The sequence below is a fragment of the Prochlorococcus sp. MIT 1342 genome (genome assembly GCF_047304495.1).
In the GTDB taxonomy this organism is placed as follows: domain Bacteria; phylum Cyanobacteriota; class Cyanobacteriia; order PCC-6307; family Cyanobiaceae; genus Prochlorococcus; species Prochlorococcus marinus_D.
In genome coordinates, this window is sequence record NZ_CP138957.1 from 646950 (window position 1) to 673106 (window position 26157).

33 protein-coding genes, 1 tRNA gene and 1 pseudogene are annotated in these 26157 nt (G+C 45.8%); 15 read left to right on the plus strand and 20 right to left on the minus strand.

What is annotated here, in order from left to right; all coding sequences use genetic code 11:
• Positions 1–163 precede the first annotated feature (163 nt).
• The 3 genes from crtH to SIB79_RS03290 all read right to left on the minus strand — a co-directional run bounded on the left by crtH (position 164) and on the right by SIB79_RS03290 (position 3454).
• Positions 164–1726 (minus strand): carotenoid isomerase, encoded by a 1563-nt coding sequence (crtH, locus tag SIB79_RS03280; protein WP_063403166.1) that lies wholly within the window; start codon positions 1724–1726, stop codon positions 164–166.
• Between the two features lie 132 nt (positions 1727–1858).
• Complete coding sequence (trmFO, locus tag SIB79_RS03285; RefSeq protein ID WP_063403167.1) at positions 1859–3262, minus strand: FADH(2)-oxidizing methylenetetrahydrofolate--tRNA-(uracil(54)-C(5))-methyltransferase TrmFO; 1404 nt, start codon at positions 3260–3262, stop codon at positions 1859–1861.
• A gap of 75 nt (positions 3263–3337) precedes the next feature.
• On the minus strand, positions 3338–3454 hold the full coding sequence (locus tag SIB79_RS03290; RefSeq protein ID WP_011130420.1) for a photosystem II protein Y: 117 nt from the start codon (positions 3452–3454) through the stop codon (positions 3338–3340).
• 226 nt (positions 3455–3680) lie between these two features.
• Between SIB79_RS03290 and SIB79_RS03295 the strand changes: the two genes are divergently transcribed.
• A tRNA-Lys gene (locus tag SIB79_RS03295) sits at positions 3681–3752 on the plus strand.
• A gap of 315 nt (positions 3753–4067) precedes the next feature.
• Here SIB79_RS03295 and SIB79_RS03300 read toward each other — a convergent pair.
• Positions 4068–4559 (minus strand): SH3 domain-containing protein, encoded by a 492-nt coding sequence (locus SIB79_RS03300; RefSeq protein WP_081215629.1) that lies wholly within the window; start codon positions 4557–4559, stop codon positions 4068–4070.
• Between the two features lie 203 nt (positions 4560–4762).
• Between SIB79_RS03300 and SIB79_RS03305 the strand changes: the two genes are divergently transcribed.
• On the plus strand, positions 4763–5014 hold the full coding sequence (locus SIB79_RS03305) for a hypothetical protein (protein ID WP_155724589.1): 252 nt from the start codon (positions 4763–4765) through the stop codon (positions 5012–5014).
• Positions 5015–5121: 107 nt separating this feature from the next.
• Complete coding sequence (locus tag SIB79_RS03310) at positions 5122–5319, plus strand: hypothetical protein (RefSeq protein ID WP_063395417.1); 198 nt, start codon at positions 5122–5124, stop codon at positions 5317–5319.
• A 677-nt stretch (positions 5320–5996) separates the two neighbouring features.
• Here the strand turns inward: SIB79_RS03310 and SIB79_RS03315 are convergent.
• The gene (locus SIB79_RS03315; RefSeq protein ID WP_063403168.1) at positions 5997–6257 is read right to left on the minus strand and encodes a hypothetical protein; all 261 of its coding nucleotides are present in this window, start codon (positions 6255–6257) and stop codon (positions 5997–5999) included.
• 114 nt (positions 6258–6371) lie between these two features.
• On the opposite strand from SIB79_RS03315, the gene SIB79_RS03320 reads away from it, so the two are divergent.
• From SIB79_RS03320 to SIB79_RS03330, 3 genes are all read left to right on the plus strand, one after another.
• Complete coding sequence (locus tag SIB79_RS03320) at positions 6372–6536, plus strand: hypothetical protein (RefSeq protein ID WP_236072539.1); 165 nt, start codon at positions 6372–6374, stop codon at positions 6534–6536.
• Between the two features lie 1032 nt (positions 6537–7568).
• Positions 7569–7751, plus strand: coding sequence for a hypothetical protein (locus SIB79_RS03325; RefSeq protein WP_063403225.1), 183 nt, complete (start codon positions 7569–7571; stop codon positions 7749–7751).
• Positions 7752–8810: 1059 nt separating this feature from the next.
• Positions 8811–9863 (plus strand): chlorophyll a/b binding light-harvesting protein, encoded by a 1053-nt coding sequence (locus tag SIB79_RS03330; RefSeq protein ID WP_011130418.1) that lies wholly within the window; start codon positions 8811–8813, stop codon positions 9861–9863.
• Positions 9864–10375: 512 nt separating this feature from the next.
• Here the strand turns inward: SIB79_RS03330 and SIB79_RS03335 are convergent.
• Both SIB79_RS03335 and SIB79_RS03340 read right to left on the minus strand, forming a co-directional pair.
• Positions 10376–10654 (minus strand): hypothetical protein, encoded by a 279-nt coding sequence (locus SIB79_RS03335; protein ID WP_011130417.1) that lies wholly within the window; start codon positions 10652–10654, stop codon positions 10376–10378.
• Between the two features lie 492 nt (positions 10655–11146).
• Positions 11147–11311 (minus strand): hypothetical protein, encoded by a 165-nt coding sequence (locus SIB79_RS03340; protein WP_162009615.1) that lies wholly within the window; start codon positions 11309–11311, stop codon positions 11147–11149.
• A 535-nt stretch (positions 11312–11846) separates the two neighbouring features.
• On the opposite strand from SIB79_RS03340, the gene SIB79_RS03345 reads away from it, so the two are divergent.
• On the plus strand, positions 11847–13109 hold the full coding sequence (locus SIB79_RS03345) for an MFS transporter (RefSeq protein WP_063403172.1): 1263 nt from the start codon (positions 11847–11849) through the stop codon (positions 13107–13109).
• A gap of 753 nt (positions 13110–13862) precedes the next feature.
• Here SIB79_RS03345 and SIB79_RS03350 read toward each other — a convergent pair.
• On the minus strand, positions 13863–14465 hold the full coding sequence (locus tag SIB79_RS03350; protein ID WP_063403173.1) for a hypothetical protein: 603 nt from the start codon (positions 14463–14465) through the stop codon (positions 13863–13865).
• Between the two features lie 547 nt (positions 14466–15012).
• Between SIB79_RS03350 and SIB79_RS03355 the strand changes: the two genes are divergently transcribed.
• The gene (locus tag SIB79_RS03355) at positions 15013–15207 is read left to right on the plus strand and encodes a hypothetical protein (RefSeq protein ID WP_155724590.1); all 195 of its coding nucleotides are present in this window, start codon (positions 15013–15015) and stop codon (positions 15205–15207) included.
• A gap of 186 nt (positions 15208–15393) precedes the next feature.
• On the opposite strand, the gene SIB79_RS03360 is transcribed toward SIB79_RS03355, so the two are convergent.
• Positions 15394–15633 carry a hypothetical protein gene (locus SIB79_RS03360; RefSeq protein ID WP_041385067.1) on the minus strand — a complete coding sequence of 80 codons (240 nt, stop codon included), beginning with the start codon at positions 15631–15633 and terminating at the stop codon, positions 15394–15396.
• A 177-nt stretch (positions 15634–15810) separates the two neighbouring features.
• Positions 15811–16311, minus strand: coding sequence for a hypothetical protein (locus SIB79_RS03365; RefSeq protein WP_063403175.1), 501 nt, complete (start codon positions 16309–16311; stop codon positions 15811–15813).
• A 338-nt stretch (positions 16312–16649) separates the two neighbouring features.
• Here SIB79_RS03365 and SIB79_RS03370 point away from each other — a divergent pair, with 338 nt between their 5' ends.
• Positions 16650–16916 carry a hypothetical protein gene (locus SIB79_RS03370; protein ID WP_236072541.1) on the plus strand — a complete coding sequence of 89 codons (267 nt, stop codon included), beginning with the start codon at positions 16650–16652 and terminating at the stop codon, positions 16914–16916.
• Positions 16917–17216: 300 nt separating this feature from the next.
• Here the strand turns inward: SIB79_RS03370 and SIB79_RS03375 are convergent, their stop codons facing one another.
• The 4 genes from SIB79_RS03375 to SIB79_RS03390 all read right to left on the minus strand — a co-directional run bounded on the left by SIB79_RS03375 (position 17217) and on the right by SIB79_RS03390 (position 18412).
• The gene (locus SIB79_RS03375; protein WP_268873539.1) at positions 17217–17345 is read right to left on the minus strand and encodes a hypothetical protein; all 129 of its coding nucleotides are present in this window, start codon (positions 17343–17345) and stop codon (positions 17217–17219) included.
• The gene (locus SIB79_RS03380; protein WP_063403176.1) at positions 17336–17569 is read right to left on the minus strand and encodes a hypothetical protein; all 234 of its coding nucleotides are present in this window, start codon (positions 17567–17569) and stop codon (positions 17336–17338) included. Before SIB79_RS03380 ends, SIB79_RS03375 begins: the two co-directional genes overlap by 10 nt.
• A gap of 148 nt (positions 17570–17717) precedes the next feature.
• The gene (locus SIB79_RS03385; protein WP_063403177.1) at positions 17718–17927 is read right to left on the minus strand and encodes a hypothetical protein; all 210 of its coding nucleotides are present in this window, start codon (positions 17925–17927) and stop codon (positions 17718–17720) included.
• Between the two features lie 77 nt (positions 17928–18004).
• The gene (locus tag SIB79_RS03390; protein ID WP_063403178.1) at positions 18005–18412 is read right to left on the minus strand and encodes an OsmC family protein; all 408 of its coding nucleotides are present in this window, start codon (positions 18410–18412) and stop codon (positions 18005–18007) included.
• A 251-nt stretch (positions 18413–18663) separates the two neighbouring features.
• On the opposite strand from SIB79_RS03390, the gene SIB79_RS03395 reads away from it, so the two are divergent.
• The gene (locus SIB79_RS03395; RefSeq protein ID WP_063403226.1) at positions 18664–19002 is read left to right on the plus strand and encodes a DUF3288 family protein; all 339 of its coding nucleotides are present in this window, start codon (positions 18664–18666) and stop codon (positions 19000–19002) included.
• Positions 19003–19053: 51 nt separating this feature from the next.
• Positions 19054–19329 carry an Ets-domain-containing protein gene (locus tag SIB79_RS03400; RefSeq protein WP_236065957.1) on the plus strand — a complete coding sequence of 92 codons (276 nt, stop codon included), beginning with the start codon at positions 19054–19056 and terminating at the stop codon, positions 19327–19329.
• Here SIB79_RS03400 and SIB79_RS03405 read toward each other — a convergent pair.
• A pseudogene (locus SIB79_RS03405) lies at positions 19309–19539 on the minus strand (DUF1330 domain-containing protein); the annotation flags it as partial. The gene SIB79_RS03400 and the pseudogene SIB79_RS03405 sit on opposite strands and share 21 nt — an antisense overlap.
• Positions 19540–19854: 315 nt before the next feature.
• Positions 19855–20148, minus strand: coding sequence for a hypothetical protein (locus SIB79_RS03410; RefSeq protein ID WP_063403179.1), 294 nt, complete (start codon positions 20146–20148; stop codon positions 19855–19857).
• A gap of 133 nt (positions 20149–20281) precedes the next feature.
• Between SIB79_RS03410 and SIB79_RS03415 the strand changes: the two genes are divergently transcribed.
• Positions 20282–20485 carry a hypothetical protein gene (locus tag SIB79_RS03415; protein WP_063403180.1) on the plus strand — a complete coding sequence of 68 codons (204 nt, stop codon included), beginning with the start codon at positions 20282–20284 and terminating at the stop codon, positions 20483–20485.
• A gap of 1072 nt (positions 20486–21557) precedes the next feature.
• Positions 21558–21734: a hypothetical protein gene (locus SIB79_RS03420; RefSeq protein WP_155724592.1), complete on the plus strand. Its 177-nt coding sequence runs from the start codon at positions 21558–21560 to the stop codon at positions 21732–21734.
• Positions 21735–22203: 469 nt separating this feature from the next.
• Here SIB79_RS03420 and SIB79_RS03425 read toward each other — a convergent pair whose 3' ends face one another.
• A complete protein-coding gene (locus SIB79_RS03425; protein WP_155724593.1) occupies positions 22204–22602 on the minus strand; it encodes a DUF1499 domain-containing protein in 399 nt (132 codons plus the stop codon).
• 95 nt (positions 22603–22697) lie between these two features.
• Between SIB79_RS03425 and SIB79_RS03430 the strand changes: the two genes are divergently transcribed.
• Positions 22698–23039 (plus strand): hypothetical protein, encoded by a 342-nt coding sequence (locus tag SIB79_RS03430; protein WP_063403182.1) that lies wholly within the window; start codon positions 22698–22700, stop codon positions 23037–23039.
• 72 nt (positions 23040–23111) lie between these two features.
• Here SIB79_RS03430 and SIB79_RS03435 read toward each other — a convergent pair whose 3' ends face one another.
• Both SIB79_RS03435 and SIB79_RS03440 read right to left on the minus strand, forming a co-directional pair.
• On the minus strand, positions 23112–23582 hold the full coding sequence (locus SIB79_RS03435; protein ID WP_063403228.1) for a DUF427 domain-containing protein: 471 nt from the start codon (positions 23580–23582) through the stop codon (positions 23112–23114).
• A 170-nt stretch (positions 23583–23752) separates the two neighbouring features.
• The gene (locus SIB79_RS03440; protein ID WP_063403183.1) at positions 23753–24493 is read right to left on the minus strand and encodes a dienelactone hydrolase family protein; all 741 of its coding nucleotides are present in this window, start codon (positions 24491–24493) and stop codon (positions 23753–23755) included.
• A 550-nt stretch (positions 24494–25043) separates the two neighbouring features.
• On the opposite strand from SIB79_RS03440, the gene SIB79_RS03445 reads away from it, so the two are divergent.
• Positions 25044–25199: a hypothetical protein gene (locus SIB79_RS03445; RefSeq protein WP_155724594.1), complete on the plus strand. Its 156-nt coding sequence runs from the start codon at positions 25044–25046 to the stop codon at positions 25197–25199.
• Between the two features lie 101 nt (positions 25200–25300).
• Here the strand turns inward: SIB79_RS03445 and SIB79_RS03450 are convergent, their stop codons facing one another.
• Entirely contained in the window at positions 25301–25918 is a 618-nt protein-coding gene (locus tag SIB79_RS03450) for a MarC family protein (RefSeq protein ID WP_063403185.1), read from the minus strand.
• Positions 25919–26157: the final 239 nt, after the last annotated feature.

Here is a 26157-nt window from a genome sequence, read left to right on the forward strand (position 1 = left end):
GAGTGATTGTTTGTAGAGATTTTTGAGCTTGAGCTTCCTCGCTAATTTCCTGATGACATCAATTGAGATGTGCTAGCCATACCGCGGAACAATTTCTGTTGCTGCCTTGTACTTCAAGGTCTTTTGGGTAGCGATTGTCTTCTATGAAGATCTAGAAGATGGCTCAATTGGGCAGGGCCCAGGGGTTGATCCCTAAATCGGCACCGATGAGATGGGAGCAGGCAAAGCCACTAAAAGCAACTGCATTTAGGCCTTGGCCAGGGAAACAAGAGTCGCCGACGCAATAAAGCCCTTTGAGTCCAGTGCGGTTAAAGGGCATGGTGAGAAGTCCTGGTAAACGACTTGAGGGGATTGGCCCATAGCTACCCTGAAATCGTCCTAGGAAACGTCGATGGCTACGAGGAGTGCCCACTTCTCGGTGAACGATGGCTTGACTTAGGCCAGGCAGGATTTTTTCGAGTTTCCTGATTAGACGATCAGCATCAGCTTGCTTTTTGCTGTTGTAGGTCGCAGGGCTTAGGTCTTGCCATGCCTGCATTGAGGATGGTGTGAAGGCGTGGACGATGTGATGTCCCTCTGGCGCCAGGGATGGATCCAGGAGAGTCGGCATAGAGACGAATGCGACACCCTGTTCACTCTCCATTTCATCCCAGCTTTCTAGGAGCAGATGGTGGCAGTGGCTGTTGGCTGGAATGGCCTCGTTACGGACTCCAAGGTGAAGAGAGAGGAAGGATGGCGATGGCACATAGCGGCGTCGCCAGGTTTGCTCAGCTGCGGGTGTGTGTTCTGCATCCACCAGGGCCTGTTTGGACCCCTCACCGCTGAATGTGTCCCAGCGAGTGGCGTTGGATATCACCCTGCGGGCGTGGATGATTTCTCCATTTGCTAGCTGTACACCAACAGCACGGTTATCTTTCAGCACCACTCGTGTGACCCGTGCCTTGTAGCGGATCTCACCACCATGACGTTGCATGCCTTTGACGAGCTTTTGGGCTATCACACCAACGCCTCCTTTGGGGTAGTTGATGCCACCGGCATGGCGATCTGAAAACACCATGCCAGCATTGATCATCGGTGTGCGGTCGGCAGGCATCACTGACCAGCAGAAGCATTCAATGTCGATGAACCGCAACAGTTCTGGGTCTTTGATGTGACGCCTGGCTACATCACCCACGTTGACGGGCAACCAGCGCGCAAGACCGAGACAGGCTAGGGGGGACTTGAAAAAAACTTTGGCCAGATAAGTGGGATCCTCGATCGATAGCAGTGGCATTGCATCCAGGCAGTTGAACACTTGCCAACAGATGTCGTAAAAGTGACGGATCCCCTTCGCTTCGTGGGGGAAGCGTGCGGTGAGATCAGCAATGAACTGCTCGTATTTCCGATCAACTGCGAGTTCTAATCCTCCAGGAAGGTGGTAGGCGAGTTGGGCGGGGTCAGGCAGGGTGTCACAGTGCTCCCCCACATCGGCCAAGGCTCGGGTGAGCAGGTTGGTGTATCCCTTTTCTCCGAACCCGAAGATCATTGATGCACCTACATCAAAGGTGTAGCCCTCTCGCTGGAATGAGCCGCTACTACCACCTGGGATTGTGTAGCTCTCCAGAACAAGAACCTTGGCACCTTTGACAGCTAGCTGACTTGCGGTGACCAGGCCGCCGATGCCCGAACCGATAACCACAGCATCCCAAGGCTGTTTTGCGTCTTTTTCGATGCGGATAGGTTCCATGGCATGGTCTCAACAGCTTGACGCTAAGGGCTTGTATGCAACTCTGAACCCGTCAACTCTGACTGTGAAGTTTGCGGCAGCTTTGCTGGAGAGATTAAAGAATCAGTTTGATGCTTGCCCTGCTCGAGACGATTATGAACTCCCTATCTGGACAGGGGCCTTTCTCGTGCCCCATTGTTGCTGGGCTTTCTCAAGCATCTTGAGCGCCCTATCTCGGTAGGCACCGTAGCGTGCGCGTTTAGCGTGGATTCTCTCTGCAAGTTCTGGCAGAAGGCCGAAATTTGCGGGCATCGGCTGGAACTCACCTTTGCGGCCCCTAAAGCAGTCGCTGTCACTCACAAAGTGTGTAAGGGCACCGATCATTGTTGTAGAAGGAAGCGTAATGGTGTTGAGACCCATTGCCAATCTCGCTGCATTGTTTCCAGCAAGCCAGCCTCCAGCTACTGCAGCGGTATAACCCTCTGTGCCGGTGATCTGTCCAGCAGCGAGGAGGTTGGATCGTTTGCTGAATTGCAGGGTTGGTTCAAGTAGCTGCGGGGCTTCGAGAAAGGTATTGCGGTGCATGACCCCAAAACGCACGAATTCAGCCTGGTGCAGGCCTGGAATCATTTTTAGAACTCGCTTTTGTTCGCTCCATTTGAGATTGGTCTGAAAGCCCACCAGATTCCAGAGACGACCCTCGTGATCTTCTTTGCGCAGTTGCACAACTGCATAAGCCCGTTTGGAGCGACGCACGTCTCGATCATTGAGATCGCCCCAACGGGGATCCCAGAGTCCGATTGGTTTGAGTGGGCCGTAGCGCATTGTGTCTTCGCCGCGACGAGCAAGCTCTTCGATTGGTAGGCAGCCCTCGAAAAACTTGGCAGATTCCTTATCGAACTCTTTGAGTTCGGCTTGCTCAGCATTGAGCAGTGCTTCCCGAAAGGCAAGGTATTGCCCTTTGTCCATCGGGCAATTCATGTAGTCAGCGTCACCTTTGTCGTAGCGGCTTGCCCGAAATGCCAGCGTGAGATCGATACTTTCGCCTTCGATAATTGGACTGGCGGCATCAAAGAAGTGGCATTCGCTACGGCCGGTGAAGGTGCGTAGGTTTTCTGCAAGCAATTCACTGGTCAGAGGACCCGTTGCCAGAACAGTGATTTGTCCTTCATCTGGAAGGTGTTCCTGCTCTTGACGCTCGATCGTGATGCGTGGATGGGCAGAGAGTTCTTTGGTAAGGGATGCACTGAAGGAAGCCCTATTGACAGCTAGTGCACCACCAGCAGGTACGGCGTGGCTGTCGGCTGTGCGGATCACGATTGAGCCCAGCCGGCGCAGCTCTTCCTTGAGTAGGCCGGCCGCACGATCGCTACTCAGAGCACCAAAGCTATTACTGCAGACCAGCTCTGCACATTCACTGCTGTAGTGAGCTGGTGAGTGCTTGATCGGCCGCATCTCTATCAGCCTGACAGGCACGCCTGCTTGTGCTATTTGCCAAGCCGCTTCGGAACCAGCCAGGCCAGCTCCTATGACAAGCACAGTAGGGAGGGAACTCAAGAGTTCAGGTCATTCGGGATTTGGCCTGAACTCGAGCTTAGGTAGTGGCCATTTGGGGATGGCCATTGCGGATTTTTAGCCTTTGTTTTTGCTGACAAGCCCCAAGCCCTGTTGCTTTAAAGCAGCACCGCGGATGTTGATAAAGGCCCAGGTGGCGGCAAGTAAAATAGGGAGGAGAACGATGAGAATCATGAGGGGGCTGATCGCTTAGTGGAGTTTGCAGAGAACCGATTCTACGTACTTACATAAGGCCAAGCATGCTTGGCCTCAGCAGCTGATCGAATTTTCATCAACCACTTTAGGTCCTTAATCTTCAGTTGATGCGGTGGCTGCATGGATACTTTGCCAAGGTGTCCTTTTTGCTCGATAGGCTGCATGATAATTTTTCATGCGTGCCTGAATGGCATGCCCAAAGGGCGGGTCGCTAGCTCAGCGGTAGAGCATTCGGCTTTTAACCGACTGGTCCTGCGTTCGAATCGCAGGCGACCCACTTCAGTCAGGCCAGTGGACCTCAGGGAAAACCCTTGAAGTCACTGGCTTTTTTCATGGGCTGAAGTGCTGTCAATCACTGCGACAAACTTCTTGTTAAGCAAGGTGATGTCGCGTTTTATGGGAAAGTTTTCCCACAAATTTGGTGGACTTAGGCCAGCAGGTCATTGCCCTGAGAAATCAGAGCATCTTTGGCGTGCTTGCCGATGGTGATATTCAAGAGCCTTGAGGTGAGTTCAAGACGATTGATCCCATCGTTGAAGTCCATCTACTGAGGCATCAGCGGGGGGCTTTAGCGGGGGGCTTTAGCGGTTGCTTACCCGCAACTGATCATGCTTCTGAACATGAAGCCAACCCGTTTGTTTTGGGTGAACACGGCGGCCCAGTCTCGGCCTTGCCTATCCGATTGGTAGCCAGTGATCTGAACAGTAGTCCCGTTCACAACTGGTCCAATCAATGCTCCGTTTGGAGACTGGCGAAGGTTGACATAGGAGTCATTCGGGTCATTGACACGGCAAACCTGCTGTGTTGTTGGAGGTGCAGCGGCAGGAACAGGTTTAGAAGGAGCGGTGGCAACGGGAGCAACCGCAATCACTGCTGGCGGCTGGTTTTCAATCTGGGCTGACCTGGAATTTGAAGTGGTTGTTTCAGTTGCGGTAAAGGAGTTGGTCTTATCTGCTGAAGAGTTGGCGTTAATAATGATTTGCGGAGGCTGCTGTTTACAGGCGGTGATGGAAAGCAACACTGCGCCCGTACATACAACATGAGAGGCTGTTGGCACAAGAGCTTTAACGCTTCCCAAGGACATACCGTTGAAAGACTGCTTGGCGAGACCCCATTTTAGTTGGAACAATCTTTGATGTCAGAACAGGGATCATTGAAGCGAACATCGTTATTGTGCAATCGTCCATTGCCGATGTTGTCAAGCCCGAGGATCGAGGTCGATGGTTCGGCTACATCTAAGTTGCTGTCTCTAATGCTTATGTCGTAGGGCCACTGTTCGGCGGGATGATGACCGACGCCAACCTTGTTTCATTCTTTGGTCCATCAACACCATTTTGGGCGGCGGCAATACTCGCCATAGTTTCGCTGGCGTGTTCACTTTTGATCTTTCGAGAGCCCCTCCCAGTTGAAATCGGATCAGTTGCTGCTCAGCTGGAAGGAACTGAGTTCGTGCTCATCAGCATCTTTGCTGGCATTTATTACCACTACAAACAGAAGCAGAAGTTGGTCAGAGGCATCAAAAAACCTTTCCACCAATAGGATCTTCGGGCTTGTTTTTTGCATGTTGAGCATTGCGACATGGACTTAGGCGCGGATAGGAAGAATCAACCTTTATCTTGAGGGGTAAAGTCGTATTAAAAGGAACAATGGCGACAGCCGCTGAAAAACGTGAGGACATCAAAAGCAAGCTCCAAATTCTGCGCAAGGAATTGCGGGAGATCCATTCGAAAGTGATGGAGGAAAGCACGATGCCCGAACCCAGCGAGGTGCGTGCCTCGATGGCCAAATTGGAAGAGCTGCTTGAAGTCCTTGAACCCAAGTCAGCGAAGAAGTCGAAGAAGTAAACCTCATGAGCTGACATTCCTGAGAGGGTTTTTAAAGACCACTAGGACTTCGCCACTGTCTTCGTATTCTTCGATGATCTAGCTCCAGCTGTATGCGTCGAGAGCTACTCGTGGATTTTCGATGAGGACTGGCTTGAGTTGCGTCGCATCTTCGAAGGCTCTTGCCACTTCTGCTTTGACTGGCTTGTCGGGGTCAATGGCTATTGCAACGTCATCGTTCTCGGAGTTGAGTCATTTGATTTCTTTCGATCATCCTTGATTCGTTTGTTGATCTAGTTCTCGGCTCTTGCTCACATCCACTCTGGTCTTTAGCTCCCCCGGCTTGAGTGCCATATCCCAAGCCCAAACCTTTTGATAGGTTCAAATGCCTAGCTTAAGTAGCTTCGGGATACCTAAGGCAACGGGATAAACCCCTTTGGTTGAGGGGGAGGGGATCGCGTTCGTGTCAATTCAATGGACGCGTAAGTTTTGTCGTACTGTTTCATTGGAGCAGCGCATCTCAGGGTTTCCATCCGGCTTTTTGAACCGGCTGGCCCTGCGTTCGAATCGCACGCGACCCATCTCAATCACACCAAGGGGCTAGGGCCAAAAAGCTTTGGCCCTTTTGCGTTTGAACGCTGTGATGGTGGTTTTGTTGAGATTGTTGTGGTCAGCTTGCAAAACTCGTGCGTGCCTTGTCACTCCTGAGCGACTTTCTTGAAGACCACTAGGAATTCGTCACTATCTTCGTCATCTTCGACGACCCAGCTCCAGCTTGATGCGTCGATTGCTACGAGTGGATTTTCGATGAGGACTGGCTTGAGTTGCGTCGCCTCTTCGAAGGTTCTTGCCACTTCTTCTTTGATTGGCTTGTCGGGGTCAATGGCTATTTCAACGTCATAGCCCAGGGAATAGCTTCTTTCCCCTTTGACCGACCCATGGAGTAGCTCGTTTTTCAATCCAGTTCTCGGTTCTGGTGGACAAATGCACTCTGTTGCGTATTTGTGCTCATGAGTGTTAGACGACACACTTCCCGACAAAGTGCAGAGGCCTTATCGGAAAAGAGTTTCTCGATGTCGACAGCAAGTGAGAAACGTGAAGAGGTCAAGGTCAAGCTTCAGGGCCTTCGCAAGGCCTTGCGGGTCATGCATGCAGGGGTGCTTGAAGAAACAGTGCTCCCTCACCCTGGTGATTTTGAGTTGCTATGGCCCAGTTGGAAGCCCTACTCGAACAGTTAGAAAGCAAGTCAGCTAGAAAATCGAAGTCGAAAGAGTCAGCCAAATGACGTAGAGCTGTTTTCTGTCAATCCTCACTGTTGTAGGCATGAGCTATTCGGAACTGTGCTCAGCTTTAAGCCTGGATCCACTTCGATGCGGATTTTGCCAATCCATGCAAGATCAATTGCTGTGTATAGTTGAGAATAATTTTAAGGCGGAGTGGTAGAAGAATGATGCGCTTGATTTCTAGAGATCTGAAGTCTTCGTAGTAATGCCTCAAAGGTTTACGAATTCCCCTAACAGTAAATGACTTTCCCATGGGGTTTTTGGTGTTCTAATCAGGCTCAAAGAGCAAAGCTTTTGAAGCTAATAATTTGCCTTGAGATGGGGGCTTCAAAAGATCTATCAAAGGGGAGACCTTGCATTCTTCTTGTTCAACCCATCATGTGAGCAAGATCACGAAGATGAGTGAGAGGCCTCAAGGCTTCTTCTACTTAATGAAATCAGGCTGGTAGACAACGGGCATAGAGCCCTCACGCTATCCAAAAGATGAAATCACAGCTCGCCGTCACATGTCTTTTAATTGCCATGGGAATATGCATTCAGGACCAATATCCCCAACAGATGAACGCTAAAGCAGAGTCGCGCAGAGTTCTTTGTTTAAAGCAAATTGGCATCCCATTTGGAACCGACAACATGACCGACCTTCAGTGGGAAAAATTCGGACAATGCATTCGTGAATCTTTGTCCTGAGAGTTGCATGAACTGTGCTCTTGTACCGCAAAGGAGTAGGGCTGATCCTTTGCCTAATTGCGGTTTGCTCTGTTGAGGAGGCTTCGCTTACGTTGAGGGAAGTCTGAGGAGACCGCTCAGATTGATCTCATCAGCATCGTGTTTGGGTAGTTTCAAGATGATGCGGATCTAGTTCCTTGATTCATTGCTAGGCCGTAAGAGAGTCTTGGTGCTTACGAGCCCATCTTTTTGTTGAGACTTGGTTGCGATTTAGTTGATTTGTGGCGAGATTTGTGTAGTGGTGCACACCTCATTAAAGCAATGGCTGTTCGCTCGCTTACTACAGTTACCCTTAATCGAGTCAAGGAAATCATTGATCGCTTAGCCACTGGGGAAGTGGTAAGTCTGGAGGAGAGGATCAAATTGCAGAAGTATGCAATTCACATTCCGTTTATTGCTGTGATGTTGAGCAAAGCCATTCGAAATCGATCGGAGCCGAAATGAAATGCATTTATTGAACGAAGCGGGTGGTCCAAGCAGCCTTACTATTGCCGCAGTGGTGCTTGCTATCCTTACTTCAAGTTGGTTGTTTGGCGCATTGATAACCCTCCTCACCAAAGGTAAAAAATAAACTTACTTGGTAAAAAAGTTGAGTTTAGAGAATCAATGAGCCATGCATTTTTTCTATTCATTGCCTAGTGAAAGTCCATGATTAGAATAGTAACTAATATTGGTTTTCTAATCATGTTTATTGACTTGATTCTTTTTATAAGAAACATCCAAGCAAAGGAACTGAATGAATCCCTTTGGCTTTTCCCTTGCTATCCAAGAGATTTACCCCTTCATAACTATGCAGATAACTTCGTAATTTGAGTCCCCTTACTAGTAAGTCATTTTGGCAGGGTTAATGTTAGATCGATCTTTACTGATGAGCTGGAACTGTCCATCTCAGAATCTGAAGGGGTTTTCCTTGATGAGCTGAAAGCTGATGAATTTTTTTACCCTTATTTAGCTAAAGATCCACCATGAACTATGTGAGGCTCACTAATTAGCTTGGCTGTTTTCAACAGATTGTTGAAGTGCCACTAGTGGATTTTCTCGGAATCAGATCAGATGCTTCTTTATATCGTTGTTAAGACACGCATAGAAAGTGACTGATGACAAAAGCTGATTCTCAAACGATTGGGGAATCGATTTCCAGCGAGTGTTTGGCACCTCTCCTCTGGAAACGGTTGAACTGAATCTCTAGCAAAAAACGCACCTTATTTTCTGGACCTGGAAGGCCTATGTCTTTAAGACTTGATCTTGCCTGAACCATGGCAGGCCTTCTGAGTGGATTGCGAGAGATTCGCCCATTAGCAAGAACTGCCTCTAAATGTCGGCAGAGTGTGCCAGTAAATTAACCGACAGTGAGTAATTATACCTAAAAAATCGATTTTTTTAGGATATATACCTAGGTAATTAGCACTAATTTGCTGCTCAGGTGGAGTGTTGTTACAGGTTCTAGGTGAATCCCTTAGTAAAGGTTCATAATGCTGCTGGCGTTTCTCTTGCTCCGTTCTCGTGCAAACTTATGGAAATCCTAACCCCACCTATGGGTGGTGGGCAGGAAATGCTGGAACTACAAATCGATCAGGAAAATTCCTGGCAGCGCATATTGCCCACACAGGTTTGATGGCCTTCTGGGCAGGATCGTTCACCTTATTTGAACTTTCCCGTTATGACCCCTCAGTACCCATGGGGCATCAGCCTCTGGTTGCCCTCCCTCATCTGGCAACTCTTGGAATAGGCGTCGGTGATGGTGGTGTCATAACTGATACTTACCCAATTGTTGTGACGGCAGTCCTGCACCTGGTTCTATCCATGGTTTATGCAGCTGGCGGACTTATGCACTCCCTCCTATTCAATGGAGACATTGGTGAAATGGGAGTTAAGTGGGCTAGAAAGTTTGACTTTAAGTGGGATGATCCAGACAAGTTGACCTTTATTCTTGGTCATCACCTATTCCTATTAGGCCTTGGCAACGTTCAATTTGTTGAATGGGCTAAGTATTACGGCCTGTATGACAATGCAGAGGGGGTAGTACGAACTGTAGTACCAAACCTGAACATTGGCATGGTATGGAATGCTCAGTTTAATTTCCTAGCTATTAATAGCCTTGAAGATGTAATGGGTGGCCATGCCTTCCTCGCATTGTTCATGATGTCTGGTGGCCTTTGGCACATTGTTACCAAGCAAGCTGGTGAGTACACCACATTTAAAGGCAAAGGAATCCTTAGTGCTGAAGCTCAGCTCTCATGGGCCCTTGCAGGTGTAGGTTGGATGGCTTTAGTTGCTGCCTTCTGGTGTGCTTCTAACACAACCATTTATCCAGATACATTCTTCGGTGAAGTTCTAGATCTCAAATTCAGTATCTCTCCTTATTGGGTTGACACTGCAAATCTTCCTGAAGGAACCTACACATCACGTGCTTGGTTGACCAACATTCACTACTACTTGGGATTCTTCTATATCCAAGGTCATCTGTGGCATGCCCTCAGAGCTCTCGGATTTGATTTCAAGAGAGTTTCCAATGCTATCGGAAATGCCGACAGCGCAACAATTACTCTGAACTGATTGGTTCTCCAGTAATTCAATTAAGCCCTGCACATTAGTGCAGGGCTTTTTTTTGGTTAGGAATAGTCTGATTTGTCCATTGATTGAATATTTCTTTCTACGCTTTTACAGATTTTTCTAAGCTCAACCCTGCTATCTATGAAGTTCAGGGCTAAACGGTCCTCAAGCAAAATACTTGGAATGGTTTTACTGTTTCTGATTTTATGAATGTATAACTCTCAAGCTAAACAGAACACATCTAAAAAGCTCATCATTTTAAAAAGCCTACAGTCTTATTTCTCACGAATAGGTTTTGACTATTTTGGTTTTGTAGATTATGGCTTTGTTGGTTATGGATTAAACCCACTAACCCACCTGCCTCCTTCTTCTTGGTGGGGGCGTAGCTTTACTCCCTTTTCTGGATAGATGGCTTGATTTTTTTGCAAAAGAAAAACCCTGCACTTATGTGCAGGGTTTAATTAAACCTATTTGAATTTAAAATTCATTAGGACTTATCGTGGATTCTCTTGTTATCAGGCACCACTGAAATTTAAAAGCCAGCCTAGCCCTAGGCATTTCCATTCTGCCGGGCAACTTGCAACGGATCCAATGCCATTGGGATCAGCATTTACGCCAAAGAACCAAAGGATCATTACAAATAAAGCAGGCCCACCAAGTAAAAGTGCATGAATGGCACTAACTTGTTGATCCTCTACACCACGCCACCAAATAATAGGTGGAGCCAGCCACCGCTGCATCCACTTGGGAGCACCGTCGAGTGGGTCAATTGGATCACCTACATTTCGTCCCATAATTCCAGGGGTGAGCGAAGACCTCATAGTTCTAGCATTTCTTGGGCGAATTAGAATTATCTGATTGCAAAGTTGAAGTTACTCTTCATTGCTTGTGATGCCCCATCTGTAGGCCTAAATTTATCAGAATATCTTGATACCAGATTGGTGATGGGCTGTTTACAAGCAATGCCTTTGTATGAGCTGTTTAAATGATCTGGATTGTTTTTTCATCGCAGCACTGTTTGGTGATTTTTTATCGAAGGGTCCTTGCAGCACGAATTGGCTTTTCGGGCTGGCTTGACCTTGAGCTTTTTGGCGCGCCCATAAGGCGTCTTGCCTTGCGACTTACAACGAATCCATTATGTGCAGCTAGCCTAATGCCCTAAGCGATAACGATCGTATAAGGCTTATTAAACCAAGCAGATTTGAAAACATGGTAGAAATGGTGCTTAAGGCTGGGTTTTATAGTGTATAATTAACCGGCTTTGCATTCTAATTCAAATGATTCCTTCAGCTGCAATCCTTGGAGTCCTTGGCATTCTTGGTTTTGCTTTCTTCTTCTGGTTGGCCGTTAACGATCCAGCAGACGCCTGAAAATAAATTGCTTAATTGGGCAGAGTCTTTCTCTGCCCAATTTCTTTTTGATTCTTGTATGGTTTCTTGGAACTCATCCATAGAAAACCATTGCTAAATTCATTTTCAAAAGCTGGGAAAATTTGATTCTCTCCTGATGTGTAAAAAGCTCTTGGCTTGACTTCATCTTGAGAAAACAGAACTGCTCTGAAAGCTAGAGATAATAGAATCTCATGCAGTCACACTAATCAAAATTTTCTCAATATATAGCAAGGCATACCTTTAATAGCTTAATGTGTATAAATTACTCTATTTCCTTGTTTGTATAACCGGAAATGATACAGGGTTGGCAACTTTTTTAATCAATCTTAGACCTTTGCGTATATAGAACTTTGCCTTTCATTTATGAATGAATTGTGATTTGAACACAGAATTCAGATCAGATAGCATTTGCGGATGTGTTTAAGTAAGATATGAAGAGTACATCAATGAATTCTCTTTTTTCGACATACAAGAAACGCTTTTGCCTTTTCTTAAGTCTTAATCACACCATTTATGTTTTAGCCTTAGGTCAGAATTTCTTGCTTAATCATGAGGGGAGACTCACCTGAAAAGACCATTCTTTTAGTTATTTGGCATGATCGCAAAAGCCCAAGAAACATCTAACATGCGTGTGATACTAGCGGGCCTCGTTGGTAACGTGATCGAGTGGTATGACTTTGCTTTGTATGGATACTTTGCCAACGTTATTGGACAACAGTTCTTTCCCTCAAGTAATCCTTCTGTTTCTCTAATTGCTGCTTTCGGAGCGTTTGCCGTCGGCTTTCTAGTTCGGCCCTTTGGAGGACTTTTGTTCGGACGTATCGCTGATTTGCTGGGACGAAAACAGGCTCTTATCCTTACCTTGATGGCTATGGCTATTCCAACAGTGCTAATGGCCTGTATGCCCAACTACAGCAGGATTGGCATAGCCGCCCCGATCATAGTTGTTTTGTTGCGTATCATTCAAGGATTATCAGTTGGCGGCGAGTACACAACATCGATTGTCTATCTCGTTGAGAATGCCCCTTATCAACGACGAGGCTTCTTTGCTATTTGGGGGCTATGGGGTGCAGTATTAGGAATTCTGTTGGCTTCAGCAGTCGCCAGTTTTCTTGCGAATATTCTTGATCATCAACAGCTAGATATCTGGGGCTGGAGAGTGCCTTTTGCTCTAGGTTCTCTTGTCGCATTAATAGGACTTTTAATTCGTCGTGGCCTTGTTAGCGATGTATCTACTGATGTATCCAGAGACCCAGTACAACAGGTTTTTGGAAAATACCGTATGCAGGTATTACGCTTATTCTTGCTTAATATTGGTGGTGGTGTTGGTTTCTATGCAGCTTTTGTGTATGTTGTGAGTTATATAAAAGAAATAGATATGGTGTCTGAACGCATAGCTTTGAATATAAATACAGTTTCTATGGCAATACTTTTACTACTTTATCCATTAACAGCTTGGCTTTCAGACCGTATTGGACGCAAGCCATTGTTGCTCGCTGGGGGTGGCATGTTGATGTTTGGCTCGATTCCACTGTTTGAATTGATTCACACCACTGATCCTTTACGAATTTTCGCAGGGCAGCTTGGATTTGTGATTGCACTCGCAACTCTTTCGGGAGGATTAAATGTCGCGAATGTGGAGCTAATGCCTAAGGTGGTTCGCTGTACCGGCCTGGCCTTTGCCTACAACACTTCTATGGGAATTTTTGGTGGTACAACACCATTAATAGCGACCTGGTTAATTCAGGGAAGTGGAAATCCAATTAGCCCTGCTTACTGGGTAGCGGGCAGTGCTTCGATCACTTTATTAACAAGTATCTTTTGGGTTAGAGAGACGAGACTTTCATGCCTGTCTTGAACATAGAAAAAACAAATCAAGCATCGCTATTCCCCAATCAAGGTTATTTACTAGCCCATCATTAACCTGGGGAGATACCCTAAATTGTTTTGTTTGTGTTCTATTGCTGACAGAATAAGCGGAGGGAGGGCTGGCCTCAAGCGCAATTTGTTGCGTTATCGTTATAAGTATTAGACCACACAGGCCGGATTCGTTTATTATCCTCTGATAAGGAACCAGCCATTCGTTTACTTCATGGATTTGTCAACAGTACTTCTATGGGCTTCTTTACCATTTGCACTGATAACGCTTTATTTTGGAACTAGAAATGGATATTACGACAGTGATTTGTATGAGGGAGATGGATGCGCACATGACGTGCAGAGATAATACTCTTTTGATTTTTAGATTTTATTTATATTGAGACGCTCTGAGCCCTCCTCGTTAGACTATTGTCTAATCCATAGAAATTTTTGAATTTTAAAAATAAATGCTGAGATTTAAATCAATCAATGGATGATTTCCATCTCTATATAAACATCCGCTGCACTTCTATTGTAGATATGATAATCAAGCTTTTTAGCGAAAAAGATTCAAGACGAGAACTTGGATTTATGATTATTTATAAACAATGGCTGGCCTAGGCTTTCTTTGGCATGAGTCTAGATTTGGGTGCAGCGTATTACTTCCCTTAATCAGTTTGTAAATAGTCTATTGTAGCTTTAGGTGTTCTATTGAGGAATGCTTATTTTGTAGGTTTAGTTGATTTCACATTTATTCGTGGCCACCATTACAACTCATCACTTTCATCGGAAGATCAGCTTTATTCATTCCATCATTATTGGAAGTCGATTCAATACATTCATTCTGTGACTTAGCCCAACGCGCAATCGGCTCAAGCCCTTCAGCAATCGGCTCAAGCCTAGAGACACCAACGACTAGGGCGATCGTGCTGATTGCTGCCATCAATGTGTAGACGAGATCTTTAGCAACTCCTAGTTTGTTAACTTTACGACGTTCTGGCTGTGTGATTTTTGGGGAGGCCTCAACTGCCTTCCAGTTAAACCTCGTTTGCGAGGTAGCTATTAGATCTGAGTTGAGTTTTGTTCGCGAGTTAGCTATTGGCTTTGAGTCATGAGTCGATCGAGAGCTAAGGATTGGATATGAAGAGGCAGGAATTGCTTGCATTTGAGGGATCTGATCATCCTTGCTAGTCGTTGAATTAGAAGCTTCTGATCGTGGCCTCCATCCTGCAATGGTGATCACAAGCGAGACAGCCGCTACAAATAACGAGCGCAGGCTTTTCAAAGCATCACGGAGCTCCATCGCCAGGCGTCCTCTGTCTTCGAAAAAGTCCGGGGTTGTTTCTTTGGTCATGCCTCCTTTTAGCTTATTTCATCCTTTGTGAGAAGTCGCTTTGAACGTCGATTTGTCTTTTCAGGAGAAAAGCCTGTATTTCTTCAATTGTAAGACATCAGTAGCGGAGTCATTTCATTGCCACTCAGCTTTTTTGTCAAGACAGAAAACCCTTTTGCTCTTGCTTCACCGATTCACATTGCTAATTTACGTTTATTCTAGTCTGTTTAATTGGTGCAGATCAAGTCAGGTTAGGTGGTTGATCTGCAGGACCATCGCTAATCTGACTCTCTCAATGAAGACTTATATGCTCAAGCTAGTAGGAATTCCTACTTCGTTTTGAACATTGCCAATGGTTTAACAGCTTCATTGTTGTCTTGTATCTGATGTGCCAACAACTGTCTAATCTTTAAGCCGTTAGGGCCTAATTTATATGATTGCAGTATTATGCTGATAATACAGCAATCCTTCTGAAGAGTTAGATGGCAATCTTTTGGAACAACGAATGAATATCGTCAAACTCATTACATCTGCCTTTGCAACAACATTTGTTTTCATTGGAGTGCCGATGTCCGCAGTCGGAAAACATCATCATCATGACCATTATGTATGTGCTATCGGTTATCACTATGTTGGCGATGGTGTTTGTCGTCGCAACGGGCTTTGGTATCAGGGAAGACGCCATGAGCGTGGTTTGGAATACCGACCTGAACCCAGAGGAACTGTTGAGTTGTTTGATGGAGCTCTGAAAATTAAATTTTAATAGTTAGCTCTTATGAAAGGTTAGTGTCTTTCACTTTTAGTCCTTATCCATTCTTGCATCTGTGTAATTCACTATCAAGTGCTAGCTCATCATGTCCAGAGTTCTTTTGAAGATCATTGATGAGCTAGAGTCTGTAATGTTATGGTTTTTAGTCATACTTGAGAACTTCACGACTTAACGCTCTTGTTAATAGCGGAAGCGTTTAATTACTTTTGCTGGTTCATGGTTAGAACCCTCTTGATAGAGGATCCATTGGTTCGTTTCTAGATCATGATCACAGCCAAATTCAAGGCTTTCCTTATAGGATTCCCATTTTATGAAGTGGCAGGCTTGGTCTGCTTCAAAGGCTGAATGGTAACTAGTAAAAAATAAAAATAGCATCACGCCAGCGGCGAGAACAATAATGGTAACGAAGCCGACTTTCATGTTTGCTCTGATCTGTGTCTTAAGTACAAGGATGATATTGGCACAGATGATGGAGTATTGGCTGAGATGAAGTCAGTTCTTGATTTTAATACAATGAACGGCACCTTTTTTCAATCTTAGAATAAATCTGATGTTTGAGACTTGTCGTCAAGCGTTTGTCTATTCTTTATATCTTTATCACCTCTTCCTTTGGAATAAGAACAATACCAAAAACAGTGTTCCCCAGATTGGTAATAGATAAATAGCGGTAAAAACCCCCATTAAGAAAACAGTAGAGGCAACAACTATTGCGGCTCCGATTCCAGCCCAAAGTAACCAGCGTCGCAGTCTTTTCGGCCATACTTGCCCGGTTAGTCGATCTAGTTGATTCTGTAGCTGCCTACGTTCTTGAGTCATCTCTTGCAGACGGCTTTGATGCCAGGAGACTGAGTTTCGAGCTGATGATTCAACGACCTTTTTCTGTATACCTCCCAAGAAATCTGAGGAGCTAGAAAACATTGAGCGCACCCTAACCGCATGAGCTTGAATGAGTGTTCGGCTGGTTTCGCCGATTGCTCGATCGAGCCTCTCTAGTCGAGCCTGCAATGACTGCACAGGGTCAGCATTGCGCGAGAGATCGATCCTTTGCAGGGCGACGACTTTGTTGGGTCTGCTAAAAATCCCTTGAATGAGGCGCAAATGGTTGGTTCCGGACCCTTACATTATGGGTGTGCTCGTCAACACGTTCTCTCGCTAGGCCTCTATGGTCCTCCACTGGTTGGGAGTTTCAGCCATTGATGTGTTGAGTCTGCCTGAGTCGGCTTTACACGCAGGTTTTTTTAGAATCCGTCCAGCCGCGCTAAAACACCATTGGTAGTGCCTGGGGGAGTGTAAACACTCCAGCGCATCCACTCATGACGTTCGTTTTGCTGCTGACTAAAACGGAATTAGAGCCAAGGACAGGGTGATGGATGGAGAGGTCGGTCCTGAAAGGCTTTAGGGGCCTACTTTGTGGGCCCCCGCTAACAACGGTTGGAGTGCAGGAATGGCAAGCCAAAGCTCAGATAGCAAGCGAAAACCCAGACAATCAGTTTCTTATTCAACAAACGATGCCCTTAAAGCTGACTACCGTGACATTCGTCGCCTGGATTTTAAAAAAACAACTTGGCGTATTGCTCTACAGACGTGAACGTATGGAGCGTGAATTAGAAGCAATTAAGGCAGCCTTGAGCACATTGGAAGATCAGATGCAGAGAAATGTCGCCTATGAACAGCTCTCTATCTGTGATAAATCCTCTCCTTAGTCACCATTGATTTATTACTATAATTAATTTAGACATCATAAGACGTTCTAGAACTTTTCGGCCTTAATTTATATTTCTTCTGCTTTCCTTTGGACGGTTCTGTGCAAGATGGCACAAGATAATCTAATCGGAGCTGAGTAAATAAGCCTTTCCTCATCGCCCTTCCTGTACAGGTTCATGCTTTTGAGGGCATGCCTAACAACGACACGCTTTAGAATGTATCATTCAGTCGACAGTTAACCTTCTTCAGGCGCTTGCATATACTTCTTTGCGATCAACTCTGCAAGAAATATTCTCTTGTTATTGTGCTAATGTAATGATATCAAGGGTAAGTTGTTCCTTTTTATTATTTTTTAGATAAATAGCTGAAGTCGTTTTCTCTACAGCTTCTTTCCCAAATTTGTCCTTTGAAAACTGGGTTAGGGCCATTCGTCGAAGTAGTCCTGATCTGCTAGGGAGCTCTGTTGATCGTTTTGAATTTTGCCCTCTGCTCGATCAATTGAGCTCAAGGATTTCTCAACATAGGTTCTTACGTAAGCAGCTCGCTTCTGTTGGTAATGCATGTGACGAAGGGTACGAGTTAACTCATGCCGTCGAACACGTCGCCACTGATGCATGAATCGTTCGAGAATTGTTGGACGGCGACGGCTCATCGATCTAGTCGCTTCCTAAACCATATTGTATTCAGTTTTCTTTGTGCAGTGAAGACTGCTGCAAGATCATTTGCTGATGGTTGCAGATGGCTAATCAAAGGGCAGGTATTGCTCGTCATCGATGATGCATCCTGTGGTGCTCTCGCGATCACAAGGGTGTTGAGCAGAGTGGGCTTGCGCCGCTCTCCTCTGACGAGGTTGTGATCTGTTTGCTGGTGATGTAGGCAGTACTGCTCAAATTCACGGTCATCAGGAGGTGAAGCGGCTCAACTCGAGGCTTCACAACATCAGTAAGGTTTGAAGCCTGCACATAAGCGTCGAAGAACGTCACATATGGCCTTTCACGGAAGATAGGCATGGGAGTGAACTGTAGTCGTATCAGTGGACCCCTGCTTAGAACTGCTTGAGGCAGGCTTGCCGTACGAGGGAAGTCAATCAGCTCCAGCTGAACTCCATAGCGATCCCTTCTTCGAGGTTACGTTTTACTGGGCAGGTATCAACCACCCTTTGAAGCAGTTTGACCTGTTCATCGCTCAGCTCAGGCGGCATGCTAATTCGAAGTTTCAGGGCTTTGATACTGCGCTGGCCTTCACTGGTCATGATCTTCTCAACCTCAACTGCTGCGCCCTCGATTCTCCAGCCCTTGCGACGGGCAGTGATGCCCATCACGGTGAGCACGCAGGTGCCAAGAGCTGTTGCGACTAGGTCTGTAGGTGAGAAGGCCTCGCCCTTGCCTTCGTGATCGATAGGGGCATCGGTGCTAAGACGATCCCCAGAGGGGGTATGTAGGGCTTCACAGCGCAGATTGCCCTTGTAGCAACACGAGATTGTGGTCATCGTCATTCGGCTCTGAACTGATTATTCTGCGATTGGATGTCTTTGAGAACCTCATCGAATAAAAAATCAAAGGCCCCAGTAGCCTGCAGCGACTAATTAAACTCTTGATCACATCAAGGTTGATTTGATCTGATCATCTTGGATTCAACCTCAAGTAAGCCCAATCGCTATGGCGCTCATTGTTTAAGGCCAACTAATTAGAGATGGATCAATACAAATCAGGCTTTTGTATCGGCCCATTCAAATATCCTGTTGGTATGGAAAACAAAAAACAAGAGGAGACTTCACCTCCAGATCAAAACCACCCCCTCTATGCGAGTGATCGTGATCGAGTTGATGCTCTCTTAGGGCATAAGGGGCATCCCAACGAAGACCAGCTCACCACGGCAGCGATGCTTCTCAACCGTTACGACGGCTTCCAAGGTGCGATGGACTTGCAGGAAGATCTGACAAAGGTGGTTAAGAGTTGGGGTTTTGATCGTGAAGCCCTTAATGCCAAGACCAGAGCGATCTGGTCCAGTGGTTGGCGACCAGGCACTGCCACTTCTGGTGATGACGTTGGCTCAGGAGCCGACGTCGTTGACAAGGAGACCTGATTGTTACCGCCGCTCAAGGTTGATACTGCTATTGATGTTCCCCTTGCATCGATGAGCGCTGCTTACCAGGAAGGCAGGAGACTGACCCCACGCGAAATGGTTAGATCCCATGCTTTTCCCGTATTGGCTGCTTTAAGTACTATCAGCCTCATCGTGATCGCCTGGTCGCTTATCCCAATTTCTAGACAGGCAGCCCGTTGGAACGGATGTTTTGAGGAATCCTTACGCTGGCAACGTAGGGACTTCCCAAAGGAGTCCAAAACGATTTCGAAGTTGTGGGCGACTCGCTACTGCAATGGTGGCTCTCTACCAATGCCAAGGAAGTAAACTAAGCCTTACCATTATTGCGTAAGTTGCAAGAATTGATTGGGCCTGATAAGCCGTTTGAGCATCCTGTTTAGATGGAAAGTCGATGAGTACTTCCAAGAGAACACCGATATCTTGACAGATATCAGATTTTAATTCTTTAGAAAGGATGCGACCGCCTATTGAATTAATCCAAGGCACAACTTCTTTCGCATATTCAGAAAAGCCTTCAAATTTAGCAAAGGTTCTCTGTTGATAAGTAAGTACAAATTAGCTATGAAGAGAAACTTTAGGGCTCTGCTTGGATAAAAATTGAAAGAGTTGCTTCGAGTGTCTATGTTATCGGATTAAGATCATTCTCTGTGTATTTAGCATAACAAAAAACATCTATGAGTCAGTTGTGATTTTGATTTTATTTGATCAGTCTCTCGATGAGCTTTATCCATTATTGCATGAAGCTCATCGAGTATGATTTTGTTGAGCTAAACTTTTAAGTGTATACTTGATTGCGATTGTTTTGATTTTAGTTGGCTTTAATCTTACCCTCTAGCCAGCCGCAATCATTGAAGTTAAAAATTCCGGGATTGGCAGCTTAGCCATGAGTGAAGAAAGAAGATCCATATTGAACTTGTGGACCGCTGGAATGGTGCGATCCAGAATAAAAATTGCTAGGTATGGAATGTTCATCGCGATTTGCCAACGCCATTTGAAGGTCAGGATCCCCCAGGCCTTTTTGGCGTAAGCCTTTTGAGGATCAGTAAGGCGCTCCCATCTCTGATTGCCAAAAGTGGTGATACGTTCCTTGAGAGAGGCTTGAGACAGTGAACCTGTTGACTGCATTTTATGTCTTGAGATGGAGGCCTTTATAGCACATAGGGGTTTTTACCCATGCCTGATGAGCCTTGGCTGCTGATTCACGGCGATGTTGTTCAGGCAGATACATGGCTAGAATGAGTAACTGATTTAATCAAGCTTGCTTGTGCCTGATCTTTCAAATGGCTTAGATCCCTTCTCTCCTTGGGGAATCGCACTTTTAACTTTTGGGGTGATCTTTACCTTTTGTATTCCCTTCTTTTTGATTAAAAGTGATGATTTTAATCCAGACAAAGGTAGCAAAGCCTATCAGGATGAGATGAGAGCAAAAAAGATAGCCAGTCTCTATCCGAAAAAACCTTAGCCTGAGAAATACTCTAATAGCTATCAATCCAATTCTACTTTGCACCAGCATTGATAATGCTGACTTACGTATGCTTTACCATAAGAGTCTGGTCAATAGTTATGGATTTTTTATTGTCTAGTTTTTCTGTTGGCTAGACTTGCGGATTAATTGATAACTTAAATTGCTTTAAATTTTTCTATGAAGTTATTGTTCCTGGCACAAGAAATTTTGATCTGATAAATGCGTAGATATCAATAAGCTGGCATTTTTTGGTCTTAAAGTTAGTGATAGGTGTTGCGGCTAGAGAGTTTTTAGATGATAAAAATTAGCGCAGTATTGATGGCATTGCTATCTATAGGGATTTGATCTCTTCGCGCGCCTTGCATCGATCAAGGAACTTATTCCAAGCTTTTGGCCACCTCCAGCGAACGATTAGAGCCAAATAGAAGAGGTAGGCCATCCCCTCCACGGGATGCTTGATAATCAATAAGAGAGATAGTGCCTGTTCGACTGGTGACGCCATTAACGACTCTGTGCGTTACCCATAATTAGACGGTAATCGTAGGAATGGCTCAAAACTGTTTCTAACTGTCGTAGCTTCACATGACTCCATTGGCGAGCTCTTGGCTTTTGTTGAATTTGAACTGAAGAAAAAAATCTAGCCGATCTTTCTGCTCTTTTTATTCGTGGCAGAGATGAGATGCGCCTTCTCCTGGCCATTTATAAGCTCCCCTTGGATAGTACAAATATTGCTTCGAGCATGAACTTCTCCTTTTTTGGGGCCGCTAAGCGCCGACTGGAAACCTCTTCAATTCAGTACCCTAGGCGACTTTCATCAGAGGCCTGGGGAGATCGCTCTGGCCAGGCCTATGGCTGTTTAAGCATTTTTATGGGTCATTGTCTGAGCAGTTACTTTCTTAGTGAGCCAAAAGCAACCATCAACCCCTTTCCTGTATAGGAAAGGCTTTTTCTGTAAAGGGTTCAATCTTTTTATGATCAGCCAGTATTGCGGAAGGATTTATATCTCTTTATTGCTAAATGGTTTTTGCTGTGAAATTTGATTAGAAAAGGCTATTGGGATGAAGAGCCTATGGACAGCTCAATTCTTTGTCGATATTGCGGAAAGGCGATTTCTTCTGACTACCAATGGGAAAAGGAGGCCTTGTTGATCAATAAAAGTTGCATGGAATGCCTTGATAAAATTGAAAATGGTGAATTAATCATTCAACGCCGCATCTCAACGACTAATAAGCAACGTGGTGAATGAGGGCCCATGCTGTTCTTTCTTCCAACAAGGCAAGCATGGAAACTGTTTCCCTTTAAGCAGATTGATTTATTCTCTCGACAGCTTGCAGAATGTTTGATTCTAGTCTAGGTAATTGTCTGGTGTTGTCTATTTCCTTATGTCCTTGAAATACTATATATTGTGCTTCAGCATTCAACTTTGTCTTGGGTCCAGATTGTAGAATATAAGACGAATATAGAAGTCTTTCCCTATTGCCCTTTTGTCAGTTGATCTGTTTAATTGTTAGGAGTTCCTACCATTACTCTAATGATTCATTCTTTTATGTCTAGCATCTTTAATAGCTTTTAGACCATTTGATTGAACTTTCTCTTTGGCTATCCCTGTTTTATTATTGTAGAAAAAGACCTTGTAAGTTAGAGGCTGATGCATTTTTTCTGTTGCTGTTCTTTTTAGGCCTGAGCGCTATATTTACGAGTTTTTTTAACGTTTCCTACAGTTGATTGTACAGACTGTCAACTCTTTTCTTATTCACGCCTAGATCTGAAACACCAACTCTTGAAGCTGATCGAACTTGGATAACCTTTTCGTTTGGTATTTGAAGAATCTCCAGGTCATCTGGGAATCGAAAAACTAGGCTTCTAACAACAGCATGCCAATAATTGTTGGTTTGCTCGAGAACCTTAGTTCTTGGTAGTTGAGACGCAATGCCTAAGAGATCCTCATAGGACTTCTTCACTTCGTTGACTTCCCATTCAACCAGCACACAGTTTGTGTCAACTGCGCATTCGGATAACCTTCCTTCCCCAGAGAATGCCATGGCGGGATCACTGTGAATGGTGATGAGCGTTATCAAAAGGCAAGGAATCAGACTGTATGCTAGACGTTTCATTGAAAAGCAATCATTTAATAGAAACCTACAGGTTTTAGGCTGTTGTGAGGCCGTATTTTAAGAACAGAACTTTGTCTGATGTCTTGATTGGAGCAATGAGTGATAGTTGGCATCCACCGATGACCGTTCAAAAACCTCTTTCAGACAACGTCTCTGCATCGATGCAAGAGCCCGACCGAAAAGACCAGAACCTCAATCCGGTTGAAGGGCTTGGATCTCACTCTTATGTGATTTTGGCTACTTTATGTACTGTTAGCTTGATCGTTATTGCCTGGTCTCTTGTTCCAATCTCTAGGCAGGCAACACGCTGGAATGGATGTTTTCAGGAGTCTTTTCGTTGGGACCGCAGAACGTTCCCAACGGATCCACAGTTGGTTTCGAAGTTGTGGGCGACTCGCTACTGCAATGGTGGATCACTATCAATGCCTAGGGAGTAGTCGCTGCTGACTTTGATGCAGAGTCACCATGGTTGCACTCAGCCTCGATTTCTTTTGAGGTGCTCTCATGGATCAAATTAACTGCGGATGAGCAGGATCACCTTTGAATGGACCGACCACTTGGGATGTGATCCATCCTCCATAGAATTGTCCGGGTTGGGGTATCACTGTCTCTCCATTGACGCTGCAATGATCCATGCGTCCGGGGTATAGCGCGTACCAGCCCGTAAGGGCCCTAAATGTTGGGGTGGGATCTGGATATGACCAGATTGCACCCTCGAGACGTTTGTCTGCAATCACCAGATCCCAGTAGTTTGCGATTCCCTTCCATTCGCAGAAACTGCTGCGACGGCTGCGTATCAGTAGATCCTTCCGCATCGCCTTTGGAGGAAGATAGTAGGTGGGTGGATGGAATGTCTCCAGCACACGCAGGCAGTCATGGGTTTCGCTGATACGCGTACCGAGGGCCTCCACAATGACGTGGTCTGAGCAGGCCACAAGAGCTGGCGGACGTGGGTACTCAGCAACAATTTCAAGGCTCATTAGCTCTCCGTTGAGATAGTGACTTTGTTTAAGGGGGTGAGTGATGACATTTGAGCCTGGTTGCACGTGCCAGAGATGTCGTGGACTGGGCTTTGACAAAAGGGTTAAAAACCAGGCCTTTTAAGCAGAATTGGTTCGTCGCAAGGATGACGCCAGAAGCTGCCAAATGATTAGCGTTCGAGACTCTCTAGCAGTAGGCGCCAACCTAGGGCGGAAGCTTCAGCGGCGAAGCTTTCTCTTTCTTCGCACATAAAACCATGATCGGCGCCAATGATCTCTACGTAGCGCAGTCGCTCTCCATCAGGATCCTGCATGCGTAATGCCGCTTGGATTGCTTGCCGATCTGAAGTTGGGATCAACGGATCTGCTGTACCGCACAGACATGTCAGTCGGCCTGAGACCTGCGGTAATAATTCGAGGCTTGGTGCACCACCTCCCGGGCGGGTTTTGCTTACACCGGCACCATAAAAATTGAAGGTTTCGCTCACCTCGGTCATGGTTGCAGTGATCAGTGCAGCGTGTCCGCCGAAACAGAAGCCAATCACAGTGATTTGTGGTTGATCAAGCTGTTTGTTAAGCCAGCAAATAGCTGTGTAGGTATCGGTAAGGATTTGTTCCATTGAGGTTGAGTCCTTGTGTCGTCGCCCTTCGATCAGGTTGTCTTCGCTATAGCCAAGCTCTAGCTCCGGTGCGGTGCGAGAAAATAGTGGCATCGCCAGGGCTGGGATGCCTCTGGTGGCGAGGCGATCGGCCACACTGCGAACCCAGTTATTGACTCCGAAGATTTCTGGTAACACCAGGGCAACACGATTCGGCCCTTCACCGATTTCATCACGACCTTGACTAGGTTTTGACCACCAACAGCGCAGGGGGACCTCGCCTTCTTTAATCACAATCCATTCGCTTTTCATTTGAGTAGCTGTTTCATGAGTTGTTGTTGTGAAGGTTTCTGCAAGATTTCTGCAGGATGGGGTCTTTAGCTTGCTGATCTAGGAGTTGCTTTGCCTAGATCATTGGGTAGATGTGCCAGGCTCTCTAGGTGTGGGTGGTTTGCCTTGATAAGGGCTTTTGTGATCTTGTTTGGATCTCAAACAGCCTCTTCTATGACCAATTGTGCCGATGGACTCAATGGCTTGTGGAGCTCGTAGCTCTTAACACTGCCCTTGCTTGGGACGATTCGTCAACGAAGACCGGTCTCCTTGCTGGTGATGGCGAACTTTGGGCTAGTCACTACTCAGCAATCTGGTGAGATTCCAGTTCATCAAAGCTTTGCTCCATATTTGCTTTGAGGCTATTTAATGGCTTGATGGATCCTTTAGACCCTTTAAGCCAGACTGGAAGACACCTCCCATTAGCAATTCTGCTTGTTACAACAGCGTTTGGAGCGTTTTTTGGAGGCGCACTCATCACTGCATTGATCCGCGCTAGATCTGAGCTTGGCTGGTTTAAGAGGGAAGAGGAATGAACACTTTTGCTGCCACTTATGTTGTTTTTGTTCAGGCCATCGGGGCACTGGTGATCTTTGGTGTTGCTGCTTATGTAATCCAACAGATGCTGCTTAAGCTTCAAAAGCCAATCGATGAGCCAGATATCCGAGTTGAGGTGACAAGACGATGAGCTTTTACAACCTTGTTGTTTTGGTTGTCTCGATGGAGGTGTTTACTGGTTCAAGCGGCGAGCTTATGAATTTCTCATTGCCTTGATGAGCATACATCGGCTCATTGTGAAATGTTTGGGAACGAGATTTCTAGGCCATTAAGTAACATCTGAACAGCAACAGATGTAAGCACTATTCCCATTACTTTTGTTAGCACTTGCAGGGCTGATACACTAATCTTGGACGAAAGCATCTCGGCTGCATCAAAAATAAGATAGATTATCAAAGATAGTAGTAAGACTATTAAGCTCAATGAAATTTTGCCATCGATGGAAGAATTCACCGGGTCGGCAATTGCAATCGTCAGTGTGCCAGGGCCTGCAAGAAGGGGAATGCCGATAGGCACGATTCCTTTCCCTGAAGAACTCTTGTCCCGATCAATCGAGGCTGGGTCATGGTGCTCCTCTGGTGGTTTGGATCGGAGCATGGAAAGGCCGATCAAGATAACAATTAACCCACCAGATATTTGAAAGGCTCCTTGGCTTATGCCGAAAATTGCCAGCAAATCATTCCCGAGCCATGTAGCCAAGAGAAGTGCGATCAAGAAGGTGAAGGCACTGTTGCGTGCGATTGCCTTGTCGGTTTTTTGATCTCCATCTGTGAATGAAAGATAGATCGGCAGATTGCCAATAGGGTTAGCAACAGTAAAGATTCCTATGGCAGTGTTTAGAAGAGACATAAAGATCGGAACTAATTGATTTTGTTGCTAACATTTACAGGTCTAATTGAACCGCAGATGTTAATTCTATGCCAGGTATTATTGATCTGTAAGTGCCTCTATTGGCAGCAGATCGCGATCAGCAATGGGTTCGATTTCAGCAGGCTTCTTGGGTAGGCTACTTATACTGGGCTGAGATTGCCTCGTGTAAGACGGATTATTTCAGGAATGATAAATGCTTTCATTACTTCATGTTGAGA

Excerpts from the sequence above, each read along its gene's own strand:
- SIB79_RS03290 (WP_011130420.1), bottom strand. The coding sequence starts at position 3,454 with ATGATTCTCATCGTTCTCCTCCCTATTTTACTTGCCGCCACCTGGGCC.
- SIB79_RS03410 (WP_063403179.1), bottom strand. The coding sequence starts at position 20,148 with ATGCAGTCAACAGGTTCACTGTCTCAAGCCTCTCTCAAGGAACGTATC.
- SIB79_RS03360 (WP_041385067.1), bottom strand. The coding sequence starts at position 15,633 with ATGAAAGTCGGCTTCGTTACCATTATTGTTCTCGCCGCTGGCGTGATG.
- SIB79_RS03350 (WP_063403173.1), bottom strand. The coding sequence starts at position 14,465 with ATGACCAAAGAAACAACCCCGGACTTTTTCGAAGACAGAGGACGCCTG.
- SIB79_RS03440 (WP_063403183.1), bottom strand. The coding sequence starts at position 24,493 with ATGAAAAGCGAATGGATTGTGATTAAAGAAGGCGAGGTCCCCCTGCGC.
- SIB79_RS03305 (WP_155724589.1), top strand. The coding sequence starts at position 4,763 with ATGACCGACGCCAACCTTGTTTCATTCTTTGGTCCATCAACACCATTT.
- SIB79_RS03335 (WP_011130417.1), bottom strand. The coding sequence starts at position 10,654 with ATGGGACGAAATGTAGGTGATCCAATTGACCCACTCGACGGTGCTCCC.
- SIB79_RS03400 (WP_236065957.1), top strand. The coding sequence starts at position 19,054 with ATGAGCGCTGCTTACCAGGAAGGCAGGAGACTGACCCCACGCGAAATG.
- SIB79_RS03385 (WP_063403177.1), bottom strand. The coding sequence starts at position 17,927 with ATGCCTATCTTCCGTGAAAGGCCATATGTGACGTTCTTCGACGCTTAT.
- SIB79_RS03450 (WP_063403185.1), bottom strand. The coding sequence starts at position 25,918 with ATGTCTCTTCTAAACACTGCCATAGGAATCTTTACTGTTGCTAACCCT.
- SIB79_RS03320 (WP_236072539.1), top strand. The coding sequence starts at position 6,372 with ATGTCGACAGCAAGTGAGAAACGTGAAGAGGTCAAGGTCAAGCTTCAG.
- SIB79_RS03300 (WP_081215629.1), bottom strand. The coding sequence starts at position 4,559 with ATGTCCTTGGGAAGCGTTAAAGCTCTTGTGCCAACAGCCTCTCATGTT.
- SIB79_RS03345 (WP_063403172.1), top strand. The coding sequence starts at position 11,847 with ATGATCGCAAAAGCCCAAGAAACATCTAACATGCGTGTGATACTAGCG.
- SIB79_RS03325 (WP_063403225.1), top strand. The coding sequence starts at position 7,569 with ATGGCTGTTCGCTCGCTTACTACAGTTACCCTTAATCGAGTCAAGGAA.
- SIB79_RS03435 (WP_063403228.1), bottom strand. The coding sequence starts at position 23,582 with ATGAGCCTTGAAATTGTTGCTGAGTACCCACGTCCGCCAGCTCTTGTG.
- SIB79_RS03310 (WP_063395417.1), top strand. The coding sequence starts at position 5,122 with ATGGCGACAGCCGCTGAAAAACGTGAGGACATCAAAAGCAAGCTCCAA.
- SIB79_RS03445 (WP_155724594.1), top strand. The coding sequence starts at position 25,044 with ATGAACACTTTTGCTGCCACTTATGTTGTTTTTGTTCAGGCCATCGGG.
- SIB79_RS03420 (WP_155724592.1), top strand. The coding sequence starts at position 21,558 with ATGGACAGCTCAATTCTTTGTCGATATTGCGGAAAGGCGATTTCTTCT.
- SIB79_RS03430 (WP_063403182.1), top strand. The coding sequence starts at position 22,698 with ATGAGTGATAGTTGGCATCCACCGATGACCGTTCAAAAACCTCTTTCA.
- SIB79_RS03425 (WP_155724593.1), bottom strand. The coding sequence starts at position 22,602 with ATGAAACGTCTAGCATACAGTCTGATTCCTTGCCTTTTGATAACGCTC.
- SIB79_RS03340 (WP_162009615.1), bottom strand. The coding sequence starts at position 11,311 with ATGGATGAGTTCCAAGAAACCATACAAGAATCAAAAAGAAATTGGGCA.
- SIB79_RS03380 (WP_063403176.1), bottom strand. The coding sequence starts at position 17,569 with ATGAGCCGTCGCCGTCCAACAATTCTCGAACGATTCATGCATCAGTGG.
- SIB79_RS03390 (WP_063403178.1), bottom strand. The coding sequence starts at position 18,412 with ATGACGATGACCACAATCTCGTGTTGCTACAAGGGCAATCTGCGCTGT.
- crtH (WP_063403166.1), bottom strand. The coding sequence starts at position 1,726 with ATGGAACCTATCCGCATCGAAAAAGACGCAAAACAGCCTTGGGATGCT.
- SIB79_RS03355 (WP_155724590.1), top strand. The coding sequence starts at position 15,013 with ATGTCCGCAGTCGGAAAACATCATCATCATGACCATTATGTATGTGCT.
- SIB79_RS03375 (WP_268873539.1), bottom strand. The coding sequence starts at position 17,345 with ATGGCCCTAACCCAGTTTTCAAAGGACAAATTTGGGAAAGAAGCTGTA.
- SIB79_RS03395 (WP_063403226.1), top strand. The coding sequence starts at position 18,664 with ATGGAAAACAAAAAACAAGAGGAGACTTCACCTCCAGATCAAAACCAC.